At 59.3% G+C, this 15362-nt stretch carries 13 protein-coding genes; 4 read left to right on the top strand and 9 right to left on the bottom strand.

From position 1 onward, the window contains the following. Positions 1-51: 51 nt before the first annotated feature. A complete protein-coding gene (locus tag DK870_RS27610) occupies positions 52-459 on the bottom strand; it encodes a flagellar basal body-associated protein FliL (protein ID WP_161550266.1) in 408 nt (135 codons plus the stop codon). 150 nt (positions 460-609) lie between these two features. Here DK870_RS27610 and DK870_RS27605 point away from each other — a divergent pair, with 150 nt between their 5' ends. Together DK870_RS27605 and glpT are read left to right on the top strand one after the other, a co-directional pair. Then, positions 610-1587: an NADPH:quinone oxidoreductase family protein gene (locus DK870_RS27605; protein WP_161550265.1), complete on the top strand. Its 978-nt coding sequence runs from the start codon at positions 610-612 to the stop codon at positions 1585-1587. 295 nt (positions 1588-1882) lie between these two features. Next, a complete protein-coding gene (gene glpT / locus DK870_RS27600) occupies positions 1883-3232 on the top strand; it encodes a glycerol-3-phosphate transporter (protein ID WP_060753574.1) in 1350 nt (449 codons plus the stop codon). On the opposite strand, the gene DK870_RS27595 is transcribed toward glpT, so the two are convergent. Further along, positions 3218-3874, bottom strand: a complete 657-nt coding sequence (locus DK870_RS27595) for a gamma-glutamylcyclotransferase (protein ID WP_060753575.1) — start codon at positions 3872-3874, stop codon at positions 3218-3220. The genes glpT and DK870_RS27595 overlap by 15 nt on opposite strands. A 27-nt stretch (positions 3875-3901) precedes the next feature. Continuing rightward, positions 3902-6286 (bottom strand): TonB-dependent siderophore receptor, encoded by a 2385-nt coding sequence (locus tag DK870_RS27590; RefSeq protein WP_161550264.1) that lies wholly within the window; start codon positions 6284-6286, stop codon positions 3902-3904. Positions 6287-6570: 284 nt separating this feature from the next. Here DK870_RS27590 and DK870_RS27585 point away from each other — a divergent pair, with 284 nt between their 5' ends. Continuing rightward, on the top strand, positions 6571-7035 hold the full coding sequence (locus DK870_RS27585) for a hypothetical protein (protein WP_060753577.1): 465 nt from the start codon (positions 6571-6573) through the stop codon (positions 7033-7035). Here DK870_RS27585 and DK870_RS27580 read toward each other — a convergent pair. From DK870_RS27580 to DK870_RS27555, 6 genes are all read right to left on the bottom strand, one after another. Further along, positions 7032-8000: a CDP-6-deoxy-delta-3,4-glucoseen reductase gene (locus tag DK870_RS27580; protein WP_060753578.1), complete on the bottom strand. Its 969-nt coding sequence runs from the start codon at positions 7998-8000 to the stop codon at positions 7032-7034. The two genes, DK870_RS27585 and DK870_RS27580, sit on opposite strands and share 4 nt — an antisense overlap. Then, positions 8000-9466 carry a 4-hydroxy-3-polyprenylbenzoate decarboxylase gene (gene ubiD, locus DK870_RS27575; RefSeq protein ID WP_104994984.1) on the bottom strand — a complete coding sequence of 489 codons (1467 nt, stop codon included), beginning with the start codon at positions 9464-9466 and terminating at the stop codon, positions 8000-8002. Before ubiD ends, DK870_RS27580 begins: the two co-directional genes overlap by 1 nt. 59 nt (positions 9467-9525) lie before the next feature. Continuing rightward, positions 9526-11514, bottom strand: a complete 1989-nt coding sequence (locus DK870_RS27570) for an acyltransferase family protein (protein WP_161550263.1) — start codon at positions 11512-11514, stop codon at positions 9526-9528. A gap of 154 nt (positions 11515-11668) precedes the next feature. Further along, positions 11669-12928 (bottom strand): transcription termination factor Rho, encoded by a 1260-nt coding sequence (gene rho / locus DK870_RS27565; protein ID WP_003206716.1) that lies wholly within the window; start codon positions 12926-12928, stop codon positions 11669-11671. A 234-nt stretch (positions 12929-13162) separates the two neighbouring features. Further along, entirely contained in the window at positions 13163-13492 is a 330-nt protein-coding gene (trxA, locus tag DK870_RS27560; protein ID WP_060753581.1) for a thioredoxin TrxA, read from the bottom strand. Positions 13493-13613: 121 nt separating this feature from the next. Then, positions 13614-14309: a FadR/GntR family transcriptional regulator gene (locus DK870_RS27555; protein ID WP_104994986.1), complete on the bottom strand. Its 696-nt coding sequence runs from the start codon at positions 14307-14309 to the stop codon at positions 13614-13616. A gap of 254 nt (positions 14310-14563) precedes the next feature. Between DK870_RS27555 and DK870_RS27550 the strand changes: the two genes are divergently transcribed. After that, complete coding sequence (locus tag DK870_RS27550) at positions 14564-15349, top strand: transporter substrate-binding domain-containing protein (protein ID WP_060753583.1); 786 nt, start codon at positions 14564-14566, stop codon at positions 15347-15349. Positions 15350-15362: the final 13 nt, after the last annotated feature.

The raw sequence follows: 15362 nt of genomic DNA, 5'->3' as shown, positions 1-15362 counted from the left end.
ACACCCGATCAAATGTGGGAGGGGGCTTGCTCCCGATAATCGCGCAGCGACTTACTGGATGATCAGGTTGTTGAACAACAGGTCTTCCACCATCGGCTTACCGGTTTCGTCATTCATGACTTGCTGGGTCTGCTTCAAGGCTTCCTGGCGCAGTTTCTCTTTGCCTTCGACCGTGCTCATGGCCTCAGTGGTCTGCTGGGTGAACAGCGCCACCAATTGGTTACGGATCAATGCATCGTTGGCTTTGACCGCAGCAGCGGCTTCAGGCCCGGTCACACGCAGCGCGATGTCGGCCTTGTACACCTTGAGTTTCGCCGTACCGTCCAGGCCGTAGTTGCCCACGAACGGCGGCGTCAGGCTGATATAGCTGACCTTCGGCGCCTCGCCTTCTTTGGCTTCTTCGGCCTGGGCCGCCATCGGCAAGGTCAGGGCCAGCATCAACAGAATCCACGCTTTCACAGTTCAATCCTCACATTCGGTTGCCCGGTAGCATAACGCTAGCAAGGCTGAGCACAAGCTTATGGCGGCTTATCAGGCCCGGGCATGCTCGTTGACCCACCGGCGTACCCTCCTACACTTATCGGCCACGACGCCAAAAGGAATAGTCCGATGAAAGCTGTGCTGTGCAAAGCCTTCGGCCCCGCCGAAACCCTGGTGCTGGAAGAGATCGAGAGCCCGGCGCTCAAGAAGAACGAAGTCCTGCTGGACGTGCACGCTGCCGGGGTGAACTTTCCGGACACCTTGATCATCGAGGGTAAATATCAGTTCAAGCCGCCCTTCCCATTCTCGCCGGGTGGCGAAGCGGCAGGCGTCATCAGTGCGGTCGGTGAAAACGTCAGCCACTTGAAAGTCGGTGACCGGGTCATGGCGCTGACGGGCTGGGGCAGCTTTGCCGAGCAGGTCGCTGTGCCGGGCTACAACGTGCTGCCGATTCCACCGAGCATGGATTTCAACACCGCCGCCGCATTCAGCATGACCTACGGCACCTCGATGCACGCCCTGAAACAACGCGCCCACCTGCAACCCGGTGAAACCCTGCTGGTGCTCGGTGCCTCCGGTGGCGTGGGCCTGGCGGCCGTGGAGATCGGCAAGGCCATGGGCGCCCGCGTGATCGCCGCCGCCAGCAGCGCCGAAAAACTGGCCGTGGCCAAGGCCGCCGGCGCCGATGAGCTGATCAACTACAGCGAGGCGAGCCTCAAGGAAGAAATCAAACGCCTGACCAACGGTAACGGCGTCGATGTGATTTACGACCCGGTGGGCGGCGATCTGTTTGATCAGGCCATTCGCTCGATTGCCTGGAACGGCCGCCTGCTGGTGGTGGGTTTTGCCAGTGGGCGCATTCCCGAACTACCGGTGAACCTGGCCCTGCTCAAGGGCGCGGCCGTGGTCGGGGTGTTCTGGGGCTCGTTCGCCCAGCGCCAGCCACAGGACAATGCGGCGAACTTCCAGCAATTGTTCACCTGGCATGGCGAGGGCAAGTTGAAGCCGTTGGTGTCGCAGGTGTACCCGCTGGAGCAAGCGGCTCAGGCGATCAATGACTTGGGGCAGCGCAAGGCAGTGGGCAAAGTGGTCGTCCAAACCCGCTAATCAACTTGAAATGCGGGCAAATGTGGGAGGGGGCTTGCTCCCGATAGCAGGGTGTCAGTCACTGTATTTATTGACTGACCCACCGTTATCGGGGGCAAGCCCCCTCCCACATTTTGATCTGCATTATTTCTAAGAAGCAGATTACGACCCACGCTTGTCTATTAGCGACATGTTCGTAAGAGAACATGCAATCGCTCCGTTTTCCTGTGTTTGCAGATAAGAGGCGATGCTATTTTCGGTAACGAAACTGTAACATTCGCATCCGCAGTCAAAACAAGAAATTTGGAGCTCTTGAATGTTTGCTTTCTTTCGTCCTGCCGCACACCAGGCACCCCTGCCTGAAGAAAAAATAGACAGTACCTACCGACGGCTGCGCTGGCAGATCTTCGCCGGTATCTTCTTCGGTTACGCCGGGTACTACCTGCTGCGTAAAAACTTCTCGCTGGCCATGCCCTACCTGATCGACGAGGGTTACACCCGTGGCGAACTGGGCCTGGCGATGTCGGCGATCGCGATTGCCTACGGTCTGTCCAAGTTCCTGATGGGCCTGGTGTCCGACCGCTCCAACCCCCGCTACTTCCTGACCTTCGGCCTGCTGGTCTCAGCGGGGGTGATGTTCATTTTCGGTTTCGCACCTTGGGCAACGTCCAGCGTGACCATGATGTTCATTTTGCTGTTCATCAACGGCTGGGCCCAGGGCATGGGCTGGCCACCCAGTGGCCGGACCATGGTGCACTGGTGGTCGCAGAAAGAACGCGGCGGCGTGGTATCGGTATGGAACGTGGCGCATAACGTCGGCGGCGGTTTGATCGGCCCGCTGTTCCTGCTGGGCATGGCCTGGTTCAATGACTGGCACGCGGCGTTCTACGTCCCGGCCACCGTGGCATTGCTGGTGGCGGCCTTTGCCTTCATTACCATGCGCGACACGCCGCAATCGGTGGGCCTGCCACCGATCGAGCAATACAAGAACGATTACCCGGAAGGCTACAGCGCCAGCCACGAAGAAGAGTTCAGCGCCAAGGAAATCTTCGTCAAATACGTGCTGCGCAACAAAATGCTGTGGTACATCGCCTTCGCCAACGTGTTTGTCTACCTGCTGCGCTACGGCGTATTGGACTGGGCACCGACGTACCTCAAGGAAGCCAAGCACTTCGACGTGGACAAAACCTCGTGGGCGTACTTCTTCTACGAGTGGGCCGGTATTCCCGGTACTCTGCTGTGCGGCTGGATGTCGGACAAGATCTTCCGTGGCAATCGTGGCCTGACCGGCGTGGTGTTCATGGCGCTGGTGACCGTGGCGACCCTGGTTTACTGGCTCAACCCAGCGGGCAACCCGACCATCGACATGATCGCGCTGTTTTCCATCGGTTTCCTGATCTACGGCCCGGTCATGCTGATCGGCCTGCAGGCGCTCGAACTGGCGCCGAAGAAAGCTGCGGGAACCGCTGCGGGTTTCACCGGGCTGTTCGGTTACCTGGGGGGCTCGGTGGCGGCGAGCGCGGCCATGGGCTACACCGTCGACCATTTCGGCTGGAACGGTGGGTTTGTGTTGTTGGTAGGCGCGTGCCTGCTGGCCATCGCGTTCCTGGTTCCTACGCTGTGGCATACCAACAGCGTCAGCGAAGCGCGATCAGCTACCGCTTGAGCAATCCTTGGTACAACGCTTGAGCCGCGCCTCCAGATTCTTATCTGGCATGGCGTGGCTACGCAGGGCGTTCACGGTCTGCTCGACATAATCGCGAGTGGTGCCGTAACGCCCGCAAGCGCTTTGCAGCACATGATTGAGTACGATATCCGGCAAGTTTCCGGCATAGCTGGGCAAATGCCGCTCCAACACAAACCCCAGCGCCTGCACCTGATTGCCATCTTCCAGGCGGCAACTGAGCCAGTGCGGCCGGTACGAGGGGTAAGGCATTTCGCGCTGCCATAAGGCGTACAACGAGGCTTCCAGTTGGTCTTCCGGCAAACGGTAGGCAAACCCGCTGCAGGAACCCCCGCGATCCAGGCCAAACACCAACCCCGGCAATTCCGGCGTGCCACGGTGCTCGTGAGACCACAGGTACAGGCCGCGGTGATAACCGTGGACTCGCGCCCGCACCCGCTCGGTCGACGAACATTCAGGACGCCAGATCAGCGAACCATAAGCAAATAGCCAGACCGGCCCTCCCTTATGCCGAGCCATAGTGGCCTGCATGGAGCTCATCAATTGTTCGTGAGTCAGTTGCGGCCCCAGATCGAGCCGCGGAGGGTAAGCCAATTGCAAAAGATCGGTTTCAATGGCGGTCATGGCGAAAAACAGTGCGCCCCCTGTGTATTACCAGTTGTAAGCAACTTTACCGTAATAAAACGCGCCGCTGTAACCGTACGGCGAAAAAGTGCTGTAGGCGAGATTGCCGCCGCTGCTGGCGTACGCGTTGACCTTCTCCGGGTATTTGTCGGTGATGTTGTCGCCGCCCAGGGTGAAGGTCCAGTTCTTCAACTTGTAGTCCGCCGAAAGGTCGAGCACCCAGGCGGCCTTGAAGGTCTGGTCGTTGACCTTGTCCGCCTGGTAACTGGTGAACTCGCCATAGCGCACCAGGTTGCTGTGCAGTGCCCAGTTGCCATAGGTGAAATCGTTGCCCAGGCTCAACTTGTGCTGCGGTGTGGTATCGCCGAGCAAACCGATGCGCTCACGACGATCGACCCGCACCAGGTTGGCTCCCAGGCTGTCCAGGATCGCCGGGTTGGCTTTCACGTCAGTAACCTGGGTGTGGTTGTAGTTGTAGCCGACGGTGCTGTTCCAACGAATGCCGTTATCGAACAGGTAGCGATAGTTGGCCACCAGGTCGACGCCGTCGGTGCTGGTGTCGGTGGCATTGGTGAAGTAACGGGCGCTGGTGTAGTTGATATTGCCGACACCGTTGGCTTGCAGGTACGCGATGGTCGCCGGGTTCAGGTTGAGGTTGGAGGACAGACTGATGCGGTCGCGGATATCGATGCGGTAGACGTCGAGCGTCACGGTCAGGTCATCGGTCGGCTCCAGCACCAGGCCGAGACTGTAGTTGCGCGATTTCTCGGGCTTCAGGTCTTCAGCACCGAGCAAGCGGGCGACTTGGCTGCTGGCCGGAAAGGTGCCGGCCTCCTGGATAGTGCTGCCGATCAGTTGCGACGAGGTGTAGGCAAAGTTCTGTTGGGCCTGGGACGGCGCGCGGAAGCCGTTGGAAAGGCTGCCGCGCAAGGCCACTTGCGGGGTGAAGTCATAGCGGGCCGACAGCGAACCGCTGACGTTGGAGCCGAAGTCGCTGTAATCCTCATGCCGCACGGCGGCCGAGGCGCTGAGTTTTTCGGTGAAATTGGTTTCCAGGTCCAGGTATTGGGCCCAGTTATGACGAGAGGTGCTGCCGGCGTCGGCGTCGCGGAACCCACCTAAGCCCGAACTGCCGGTCTGGTAGTAGGACGCCGGCTCGCCCGCTTCGATTTGATAACCCTGGCGCAGGTATTCGCCACCCAAGGCCACCGAAACAGGATAGGGCAAGAACCCCACGTCGAACTCTCGCGACAGGTCCAGGCTGACTTGGCGCTGGTCATTGCTCAGGGTGCCGTTGTTGAATTTGCGCGGCGTGGCCAGGCCAAGGGAGGTGTTGATGGTTTCGGTCCCCAACTCGTACTGGTTTTTGCCGTAGTTGGCCGACAAGTCGTAATGCCAGTCGTAGGCCAGCAACCCACGCAATCCCACGACCAGTGAGGTGTCTTCCAGGTTGCCTTTGATCAACGGCAGGTAGCCATTAGGGTTGAGCGCCGCAATGTTGTTGGACGCATTGCTCGCCCGGTAAAACGCAGCCGTCTCGCCGCGCCGCTTGCTGTAGCCGCCAAAGCTATAGAGCTCGGCCGCATCGCTGAACGCATATTCGGCGTTGAACTGGAACTTGCCTTCATCCGTGGCCGGTTCGCCCTGGCGGAACACTCGTTGGCCATAGGTCGTGGAGCCTACGCTGGCGGGGCGAAAATCGTTGCCGGCGCGGTTGGTGTAATCGTTGTCGGCCCCTTCGCCCGAGAGATTGATAAAGCCGTTATCGCCCAGCGCCAGCCCGGTGTTGCCGCTGAGGTTGCGCTGGATACCATCACCTTTTTTGTATTGGCCGAACTTGCTGGAGATCGAGCCGCCGTGGTCGGCGTGCTTGAGGATTACGTTGATCACCCCGGCAATCGCATCCGAGCCGTAACGGGCGGACGCGCCATCGCGCAGCACTTCGATATGGTCTACCGCCGACAGCGGGATCGCATTCAAATCCGCCGGCGCAGAACCACGCCCCACGGCACCGCCGAGATTGACGAAAGCGCTGGTATGCCGCCGTTTTCCGTTAACCAGCACCAGGACTTGATCCGGCGACAGGCCGCGTAACTGTGCCGGGCGCACCAGTTCGGCACCGTCCACCAGGCTCGGACGGGGGAAGTTGATCGATGGAATCAACCGTGCGAGTACCGCGCCCAACTCATCGGAGCCGGTGCTGCGCAGGGCTTCACCGGAAATCACATCGACAGGCGACAGCGATGCGCTGGCGGTGCGCTCTTGGGCGCGGGTGCCGGTGACGATCACGGTGTCGAGTTTCGGTGCCTCAGCGGCGGCTTCGGCCGCGTGGACTGGATTAAATCCCACAGCGGTCAGCAAATTGGCCGACAAAAGTGCTGTGTACAACCTGTACGTCTTGTAGCTCCCCATACCGCTCCCCTTGGAATCTACTCGGAACTTCAATGCTCTGAGTTCTGACGATCGATCCGGCTGGCGGGCGGTGGCGGTCATTTATTGGTTATTGGCAGAAAGTCGGTAGTCCGTTGCTTATAGCTTAATAAGATATTTCTTACTTAAAAAATACCGAAATTGCATAAGCATAGGCGACCTGATTGTCAGCTCAGGTTCAGGCCACGCAGGACGCCAACCGTCAAACTGTAGGCGTCCAGCGACCCACCCTAGCCGCCCCTTCAAACGACTACCGAGGTCGAACCATGAAATATCTTATTACCGGTCTGCTGCTATTGGCGCCGGCTGCCACAACGCTGGCCAGCGAAGACGAAAAAGGTTTCTGGTACGCACAGACCAGCCTGTACACCCGGCATTTTTCACCGGATCCACAGCACAACAACCATCAGGATCTGATCAACCTGGAGCGTAACGAAGCGTCAGGGCGGGTGTATGGCGCAGCGACGTTTCGTAACTCGTTCAGTCAGCGCTCTTACTATGTCTACGCCGGCAAGCGCTACGATATTGCTCAATCACCGCTCTACGTGAAGGTGACAGCGGGCGCACTTCAGGGTTATCGCGGCCAATACCGCGATAAAATACCGCTCAACCGATTCGGCGTGGCCCCGGCGATCATCCCCTCAGTGGGCGTGCATGTCGGCCCGGTGGCCAGTGAGTTCGTGCTGCTGGGTTTCAATGCCGCAATGCTCACGGCCGGCGCGCGTTTTTAAGGGCGAGGTGCGTAGGCAAATACGTCGGCACGCATCTGGTGTGCATCCATGCCGGCCTCGACCAGCGCATCCAAAGTGCCATAGATCATGGCCGGAGAGCCGCTGGCGTAGACATGGACGGCCTTGAGATCGGCAATGTCTTCACACACGGCTTCATGCAACAACCCGCAACGCCCTTCCCAGCCGCATAGATCGCTGACCACTTTGTGCAGGAACAGGTTGGGCAGTTGCTGCCACTGTGGCCAGTGTTCGATTTCGTAGAAGTCTTCGGGTCGGCGCACGCCCCAATAGAGATGTACCGGGTGCTTGAAGCCAGAGGCGCGGCAATGCTCGATCAGGCTGTGCATCTGCGCCATGCCGGTACCGGCGGCGATCAACACCAGCGGCCCGTCGGGCAATTCGGCCAAGTGAGTGTCACCAAATGGCAGTTCGACGCGAGCCATCTGGTTACGCTGCAACTGGTCCAGCAAGTTGCGGGCGCTGTCTTCGCGCGCCAGTACATGCAGCTCCAGATCGCGCCCGGCGTGGGGCGCTGAAGCCAGGGAGAATGCCGATTTCTCGCCGTTCTCCCGCTCGATCATCAGGTACTGGCCGGCGTGGTAACGCACCGCCTTACCGGCCGGCGCACGCAGGCGTACACGCCACACATCGCCGCCCACCTCCACGCACTCGCTCAGCTGGCACGACAATTTGCGCAACGGCAACTCTCCCGGCGCCAGCACGCCATCCCACAACACAATGCAATCTTCCAGCGGTTCTGCGATGCACGTGTAGAACTCACCGTGGTCACGCACCTCACCGGCCTGCCGCACGCGGCCCTCCACCAACAGCGCCGCACACACATGGCACACGCCATTGCGACAGGCCTGAGGGCACTCATAGCCGAGGCGGCGCGCGCCTTCGAGGATTCGCTCGCCAGGGACCAGCTCCAGCACGGCGCCGGAAGGTTGCAGGGTTACACGCATCAATCTATTCCCAATTCTTTCCAGATCGCATCGACACGGGCAGTGACGGCCTCATCCTTGACGATTACTCGGCCCCACTCGCGGGTGGTCTCACCCGGCCATTTGTGGGTGGCATCCAGCCCCATCTTCGAACCCAGGCCCGATACCGGCGAGGCGAAGTCGAGATAGTCGATCGGCGTGTTGTCGATCATCACCGTGTCGCGCTTGGGGTCCATGCGCGTGGTGATGGCCCAGATCACGTCGTTCCAGTCGCGGGCATTGATGTCGTCGTCAGTGACGATAACGAACTTGGTGTACATGAACTGTCGTAAAAACGACCATACACCCAGCATTACCCGCTTGGCATGCCCTGGGTATGACTTCTTCATGGTCACAACGGCCATGCGGTACGAACAGCCTTCCGGCGGCAGGTAGAAGTCGGTGATCTCCGGGAATTGCTTTTGCAGGATCGGGACGAACACTTCGTTCAATGCCACGCCGAGAATGGCCGGCTCATCCGGCGGACGGCCGGTGTAGGTGCTGTGGTAGATCGGCTTGATCCGGTGAGTGATGCGCTCCACGGTGAACACCGGGAAGCTATCGACTTCATTGTAATAACCGGTGTGGTCGCCGTAGGGGCCTTCATCGGCCATCTCGCCTGGATGAATCACGCCTTCAAGGATGATTTCCGCGGTGGCTGGTACTTGCAGGTCATTGCCACGGCACTTCACCAGTTCGGTACGGTTACCGCGCAGCAGGCCGGCGAACGCATATTCGGACAGGCTGTCAGGCACCGGGGTCACGGCGCCCAGGATGGTGGCCGGGTCAGCGCCGAGGGCCACGGAAACAGGGAACGGTTTACCCGGGTGTTTTTCGCACCATTCACGGTAATCCAGGGCGCCGCCACGATGGCTCAGCCAGCGCATGATGACCTTGTTACGGCCGATCACTTGCTGACGGTAGATGCCGAGGTTCTGACGCTCCTTGTTCGGGCCTTTGGTGACGGTCAGGCCCCAGGTGATCAGGGGGCCGACATCGCCGGGCCAGCAGGTCTGCACCGGGAGCATGGCCAGGTCGACATCGTCGCCTTCGATGACCACTTCCTGGCAGACCGCGTCCTTGACCACTTTGGGGGCCATGGCGATGATCTTGCGGAAGATCGGCAGCTTCGACCAGGCATCTTTCAAGCCCTTCGGCGGCTCGGGCTCCTTGAGGAAGGCCAGCAGCTTGCCGATCTCGCGCAACTCGCTGACCGACTCGGCCCCCATGCCAAAGGCCACGCGCTCGGGCGTGCCGAACAGGTTGCCGAGCACCGGGATATCAAACCCGGTCGGGTTCTCGAACAGCAGCGCCGGGCCCTTGTTACGCAAGGTGCGGTCGCAAATCTCAGTCATTTCCAGCACCGGCGAAATCGGCATCTGGATACGTTTCAACTCTCCGCGCTGCTCAAGTTGCTGCACGAAATCCCGAAGATCCTTGAATTTCATTAACCATGCCACCCGTAAAATAGGCGTACATCCTACCTGCTCTGAGGGCGGCTGGCAGCTTATTGCACGCCATTATCCGTCACGGCAGAGGCGTGCGACGCGTTGAACAAGGGTTCGAGGAATGCCTCGACAAACCGCGCGCCCACATCCGAGAGGTGATTGTCGTCGGTGTACAATGAATGCCCCTCAAGTTCGACGCCGCACCATCCCCCGGCGTCGCACAGCCTGGAGGCCGGGTCCAGCAACATGACACCGGAGTCCGCCTTGGCAAGCTGCTCGAACACATCATTGATATAGGCTTGACGCTGGAGGTGATCCGCGACGGGCATGCCTTCTCTATCCGTCGGTCGCCCCAGCATTGCCAGGCGACTCAGACGATAAGGCGCGCTGAAGGGCAGCAGCGGCACCTCTTTGACCAACCACACCCGATGGCCGCCGGCGCGCAGCCGCTGGACTTGCGCACGCACAGCAGCGGCAAAAAGCTGCTCGGCGACAGCACGGTCATACTTGCCGGTCGCCGGGTCGTGAATCGAGGCGCCGGTATCACCGGAGTGTTCGCCATAGACATAGAGGCTCCAGCGCGCGGCCAGAACCACGTCACTGAACGCCCCCTGCTCCAGCACTTCGGCGACGCGCTGATTGAACGCCTGGCATCCCGGTGTGCTTTCCTTGCGGTAGAACGGCGTACAACCAGAATACCCGGCCTGGGTAATGCTCAAGCCGTACCTGCTTGCGCCATCCTTGAGTGCGGGAATCAAGGCCGAAGCATGACTGTCGCCCCAGACCAGAACACGGCTGGTGGAGTCCGGGCCAAAATGACATAGCTCTCGATGATCGTTTTTCTTGTCATCCGACAGGCAATTCATCAGTTTAGGGCTCCAGACCCGCGCCTGGGCGAACTGCAACGCCTGCGGCGATAGCCGCCAAGGCGCGCCGTCTGTCCAGGTCATGCTTTTGCCGACAAGCCCCAGGCCGACCAGCCCGATAACCGCCGCAACCAGAATTGAGCGCCGCCCCGCCAACAGCCGCTTCTCACGAAACGGCGCCTCGACGAAACGCCAGGACATGTAACCCAAGACCATACTCAAACCCAGCAACCCGCCAAGTTCCCATGCCGCCAGACCATCAAGGCTGGCGTATTTGCCATAGACCAGCACAGGCCAATGCCACAGGTACCACGAGTAGGAGATCAGCCCTATACCCACCATCACCCGGCTGCCCAGCAATTGCCCGACCAGTGTGACTTGCTGGCCGTTGGCCCAGATCAGCCCGACCACGCCCAATACCGGCAACAGCGCGGCAGCCCCCGGAAAATCAGTGGTTGCGTCATAACCGAACACCGCCACCAGGATCAGGGCCAGGCTGGCAAGACTGATACCTTGAGCCAATATTGGGCTTGCTCGATATGCCCGCAGCGGCATCACCGCCAGCAGGGATCCGGCCAGCAGCTCCCAGGCCCGCATGGGCAGCAGGTAAAAAGCTTTTTGTGGATAACGGGGCAGTGTCCAGACACAGGCGGCAAAGGACGCCAGCGCCAGGACCAACAAAGCCATGCGCCAGCGCTTTACCTGACTCGAGAGCAACGTCAGTAACAGCGGAAAAACAATGTAGAACTGTTCTTCAACCGACAGCGACCACGTATGCAGCATGGGCTTCATATCGGACGCTACATCGAAGTAGCCATCCTGGCGCATGAAAAACAGGTTTGAGATGAAAATTACCTGGTTGTGAATCGAACGCCCCAGTTCCTCGTAGTCCTTGGGCGCCAGCAGGAACCAGCCCACAACCACTGCCGTCAGCATCATCACGCACAGCGCCGGCAGGATACGTCGGGCGCGCCGGGCCCAAAAATCCACAAAGCTGAAACGCCCGGCTTCACGCTCGCGCCAAATGATCGTAGTGATCAGATAACCGGAAATCACAAAGAAAACATCAACGCCGACAAAGCCGCCAGTGAAGCCCGGCACGCCGAAATGAAACAGCACGACCGCAAGCACTGCGATGGCACGTAACCCGTCAATGTCTCGTCGATAAGCAAGGGTGGTCATAAATCAGTGAGCCAGTCAGGTAAAAAGTACAAAGATTAACAATGAAAGAGATTTTTTTGTTTCTTAACTGACACGTTCACGATGAAAAGCTCCCTTTCTCGATAAAAAAAAGGCGCCCCTGGGGGCGCCATTCTTTCAGACCTGAAACGTCGTATTACTTACGCTTCATCGACAAGAAGAACTCGTCGTTGGTCTTGGTGGTTTTCAGCTTGTCGACCAGGAACTCGATGGCGGCGACTTCGTCCATCGGGTGCAGCAACTTGCGCAGAATCCACATGCGTTGCAGTTCGTCGTCGGCGGTCAGCAACTCTTCACGGCGGGTGCCGGAACGGTTGATGTTGATCGCCGGGAACACACGTTTCTCGGCAATACGACGGTCCAGGGGCAGTTCCATGTTGCCGGTACCCTTGAACTCTTCGTAGATCACTTCGTCCATCTTCGAGCCGGTTTCAACCAGCGCGGTGGCGATAATGGTCAGCGAGCCGCCTTCTTCGATGTTCCGCGCAGCGCCGAAGAAACGTTTCGGTTTCTCCAGGGCGTGGGCATCGACACCACCGGTCAATACTTTGCCGGAGCTTGGGATCACAGTGTTGTAGGCACGGGCCAGACGGGTGATGGAGTCGAGCAGGATCACCACGTCTTTCTTGTGTTCAACCAGGCGCTTGGCCTTCTCGATCACCATTTCGGCAACCTGCACGTGGCGGGTTGGCGGCTCATCGAACGTCGAGGCGACCACTTCGCCGCGCACGGTGCGCTGCATTTCAGTCACTTCTTCCGGACGCTCATCGATCAACAGCACGATCAGGTGAACTTCAGGATTGTTACGTGCGATGTTCGCTGCAATGTTCTGCAGCATGATGGTCTTACCGGCCTTCGGCGGTGCGACGATCAGACCACGCTGGCCTTTGCCGATCGGGGCGCACAGGTCGATTACACGACCGGTCAAGTCTTCGGTGGAGCCGTTACCGGCCTCCATCTTCATGCGCACAGTCGGGAACAGCGGGGTCAGGTTCTCGAAGAGAATCTTGTTTTTCGCGTTCTCGGGACGATCGAAGTTGATCGTGTCGACCTTGAGCAGGGCGAAATAACGCTCGCCTTCCTTCGGAGGACGGATCTTGCCAACGATGGTGTCACCGGTACGCAAGTTGAAGCGACGGATCTGGCTCGGCGAGACATAAATATCGTCAGGGCCGGCGAGATAGGAAGCGTCTGCAGAGCGGAGGAAGCCGAAGCCGTCCTGGAGAATCTCCAGCACGCCATCACCGGAGATTTCCTCGCCGCTTTTCGCGTGCTTTTTCAGCAGGGAGAAAATCACGTCCTGCTTGCGCGAACGGGCCATATTTTCTATGCCCATCTGTTCGGCCAATTCGAGCAGTTCGGTAATCGGCTTTTGCTTGAGTTCAGTCAGATTCATATAGGAATGACGTAATCATTTATGGAGGGGGGAAATTAAGCTTTTGGCTTAATGAGGCCGCGCCGCAGAGAAGGCGACAGGATCGCGTACTAATCGAAAAGGAATGCGTCGGCGACGGCTTGCAGGGGGCAGTGGAGAAACCAGTGCGGGGCCGAATGTACCACCTGAGTTTCGGAGCGTCTAGCCCTGTTTAACGAAAAAGCCCCGCGATTTGCGGGGCTTTTTTCACGACGCTTAGATGTTTGCGTCGAGGAAAGCTTGCAACTGGGACTTCGACAGCGCGCCCACTTTAGTAGCCGCAACCTCACCGTCCTTGAACAGCATCAGGGTCGGGATACCACGTACGCCATGCTTGGCCGGGGTTTCCTGGTTGTCGTCGATGTTCAGCTTGGCAATGGTCAACTTGCCTTCGTAAGTGGTTGCAATGTCGTCCAGGACCGGAGCGATCATTTTGCAAGGGCCGCACCATTCAGCCCAGTAGTCAACCAGCACCGGGCCTTGAGCCTTGAGTACTTCGGCCTCAAAGGTCGCGTCGGTGACGTGCTTGATAAGATCGTTGCTCATGGATGTCTCCGGATTGTAAGCAAAAAAAACGTTGCCCATCATAGCCGCCCTTCCCCCGTTCAGGAAGCCGCCTCTGATTGAGTCTTCCTATGACGGCGCATGAGTTTGGGTATAGCCCAACTCACGGCGCTACCGGGGTGACGAAGGCGATACCGGTACGCAACGCCGCGTTGCGCACGTGCTCCTGCATGCTTTTCTGCGCCGCCGCACTGGCGCGCCGCGCCAGGGCACGCAGGATCCTGCGGTGCTCCTGCCAGGTTTCCATGGCACGCTCCGGCCGGATGAACGGTAGTTTCTGGCTTTCCAGGAACACGTCGGCGCTGGCGCTCAGGATGCTCACCATCGCCTGATTACCACTGGCCAGCAAGATACGTTGATGGAATTCGAAGTCCAGCCGGGCGGCGGCTTCAAAGTCTCCCGCCTTGAGCACCTTGCGCATCGCCTCAAGGTTATCTTCCAACGTGTCCAGTTCATCAATCGTCAACATGACCGCCGCCAACCCCGCGGCAAACCCTTCAAGGGCATAGCGCAATTGGAAGATATCCAACGGCGTGGCCTGGGCGGCGAAGGGCCAGGCAAACCCCGGGGTCTCCTGTACCTCTTGAACGAACACGCCTTTACCTGGCTGCACACTGACCACGCCCAAGGCACTCAAGGATGACAACGCCTCACGCAACGAGGCTCGGCTCACGCCCAACTGCACCGCCAGGTCGCGTTGGGACGGCAGCGCATCACCGGCGGCGAAGCCCTGCTCCTTGATCAGTTTACGGATGGCCTGCAGGGCCGCTTCCGGTACGGCTTGGGCGATGGAATTCATAGAAGACTCAAGGTTCCAGAGAGCTGAGCAGCTAGTTGTAAAGCTATTCGCAGCCCTCGGCAAGCCACGCCCCAAAGGGGCTCGCGCGGTTTTGGCAGCGCTCGAAAAGGGTGCGAAACGCCAGCCGACTGTTCAGACCAGTAAGACCACAAGACTCAACAAACTCCAGCGTTCCAGAGCATTGGCAGTGTCATGGCATGGGCCGTGCAATAGCTCCAGACAGAACATTCCCCCGTATCTTCCGGAGAGTTGCCATGACCAAGCGCTACAGCGCCCTGCTCACTGCCTTGTTTGCCAGCCTGATGCTGGGCCAGGCACCCGCCCAGGCCAACGGTCTGGACGATATCGTTGCCCGCGGCACCCTCAAGGTCGCCGTACCCCAGGATTTCCCCCCCTTCGGCTCGGTCGGCCCCGATATGAAGCCTCGCGGCCTGGACATTGATACCGCCAAGCTGGTGGCCGACCAGCTCAAGGTCAAGCTGGAGCTGACCCCGGTCAACAGCACCAACCGCATCCCGTTTCTCACCACCGGCAAGGTCGACCTGGTGATTTCCAGCCTGGGCAAGAACCCCGAGCGAGAAAAAGTCATCGATTTCTCCAAGGCCTACGCGCCGTTCTACCTGGCCGTGTTCGGCCCGCCTGACGCACCCATCAGCACCACCGACGACCTCAAGGGCAAGACCATCAGCGTGACCCGCGGCGCCATTGAAGACATCGAGCTGACCGCCGTGGCGCCCAAGGAAGCCACCATCAAACGCTTCGAAGACAACAACTCGACCATCGCTGCTTACCTTGCCGGCCAGGTCGATCTGATCGCCAGCGGCAACGTGGTGATGGTGGCAATCAGCGAGCGCAACCCGAAACGCGTACCGGCGCTGAAGGTGAAACTCAAGGACTCGCCGGTGTATGTGGGGGTGAACAAAAACGAGCCGGCCCTGCTGGAGAAGGTCAATCAGATTCTGGTCGCGGCCAAGGCTGACGGCAGCCTGGAAAAGAACGCGATGCAATGGCTCAAAGAGCCGTTGCCTGCCGATCTCTGAAGCGGAGCTGATC

Origin of the sequence: Pseudomonas sp. Q1, assembly GCF_009935975.1 — a bacterium.
Taxonomy (GTDB): Bacteria; Pseudomonadota; Gammaproteobacteria; order Pseudomonadales; family Pseudomonadaceae; genus Aquipseudomonas; species Aquipseudomonas palleroniana.
This window is presented reverse-complemented; position numbering and strand designations above follow the sequence as displayed.

Excerpts from the sequence above, each read along its gene's own strand:
- DK870_RS27605 (WP_161550265.1), top strand. The coding sequence starts at position 610 with ATGAAAGCTGTGCTGTGCAAAGCCTTCGGCCCCGCCGAAACCCTGGTG.
- glpT (WP_060753574.1), top strand. The coding sequence starts at position 1,883 with ATGTTTGCTTTCTTTCGTCCTGCCGCACACCAGGCACCCCTGCCTGAA.
- DK870_RS27595 (WP_060753575.1), bottom strand. The coding sequence starts at position 3,874 with ATGACCGCCATTGAAACCGATCTTTTGCAATTGGCTTACCCTCCGCGG.
- DK870_RS27590 (WP_161550264.1), bottom strand. The coding sequence starts at position 6,286 with ATGGGGAGCTACAAGACGTACAGGTTGTACACAGCACTTTTGTCGGCC.
- DK870_RS27585 (WP_060753577.1), top strand. The coding sequence starts at position 6,571 with ATGAAATATCTTATTACCGGTCTGCTGCTATTGGCGCCGGCTGCCACA.
- DK870_RS27580 (WP_060753578.1), bottom strand. The coding sequence starts at position 8,000 with ATGCGTGTAACCCTGCAACCTTCCGGCGCCGTGCTGGAGCTGGTCCCT.
- ubiD (WP_104994984.1), bottom strand. The coding sequence starts at position 9,466 with ATGAAATTCAAGGATCTTCGGGATTTCGTGCAGCAACTTGAGCAGCGC.
- DK870_RS27570 (WP_161550263.1), bottom strand. The coding sequence starts at position 11,514 with ATGACCACCCTTGCTTATCGACGAGACATTGACGGGTTACGTGCCATC.
- rho (WP_003206716.1), bottom strand. The coding sequence starts at position 12,928 with ATGAATCTGACTGAACTCAAGCAAAAGCCGATTACCGAACTGCTCGAA.
- trxA (WP_060753581.1), bottom strand. The coding sequence starts at position 13,492 with ATGAGCAACGATCTTATCAAGCACGTCACCGACGCGACCTTTGAGGCC.
- DK870_RS27555 (WP_104994986.1), bottom strand. The coding sequence starts at position 14,309 with ATGAATTCCATCGCCCAAGCCGTACCGGAAGCGGCCCTGCAGGCCATC.
- DK870_RS27550 (WP_060753583.1), top strand. The coding sequence starts at position 14,564 with ATGACCAAGCGCTACAGCGCCCTGCTCACTGCCTTGTTTGCCAGCCTG.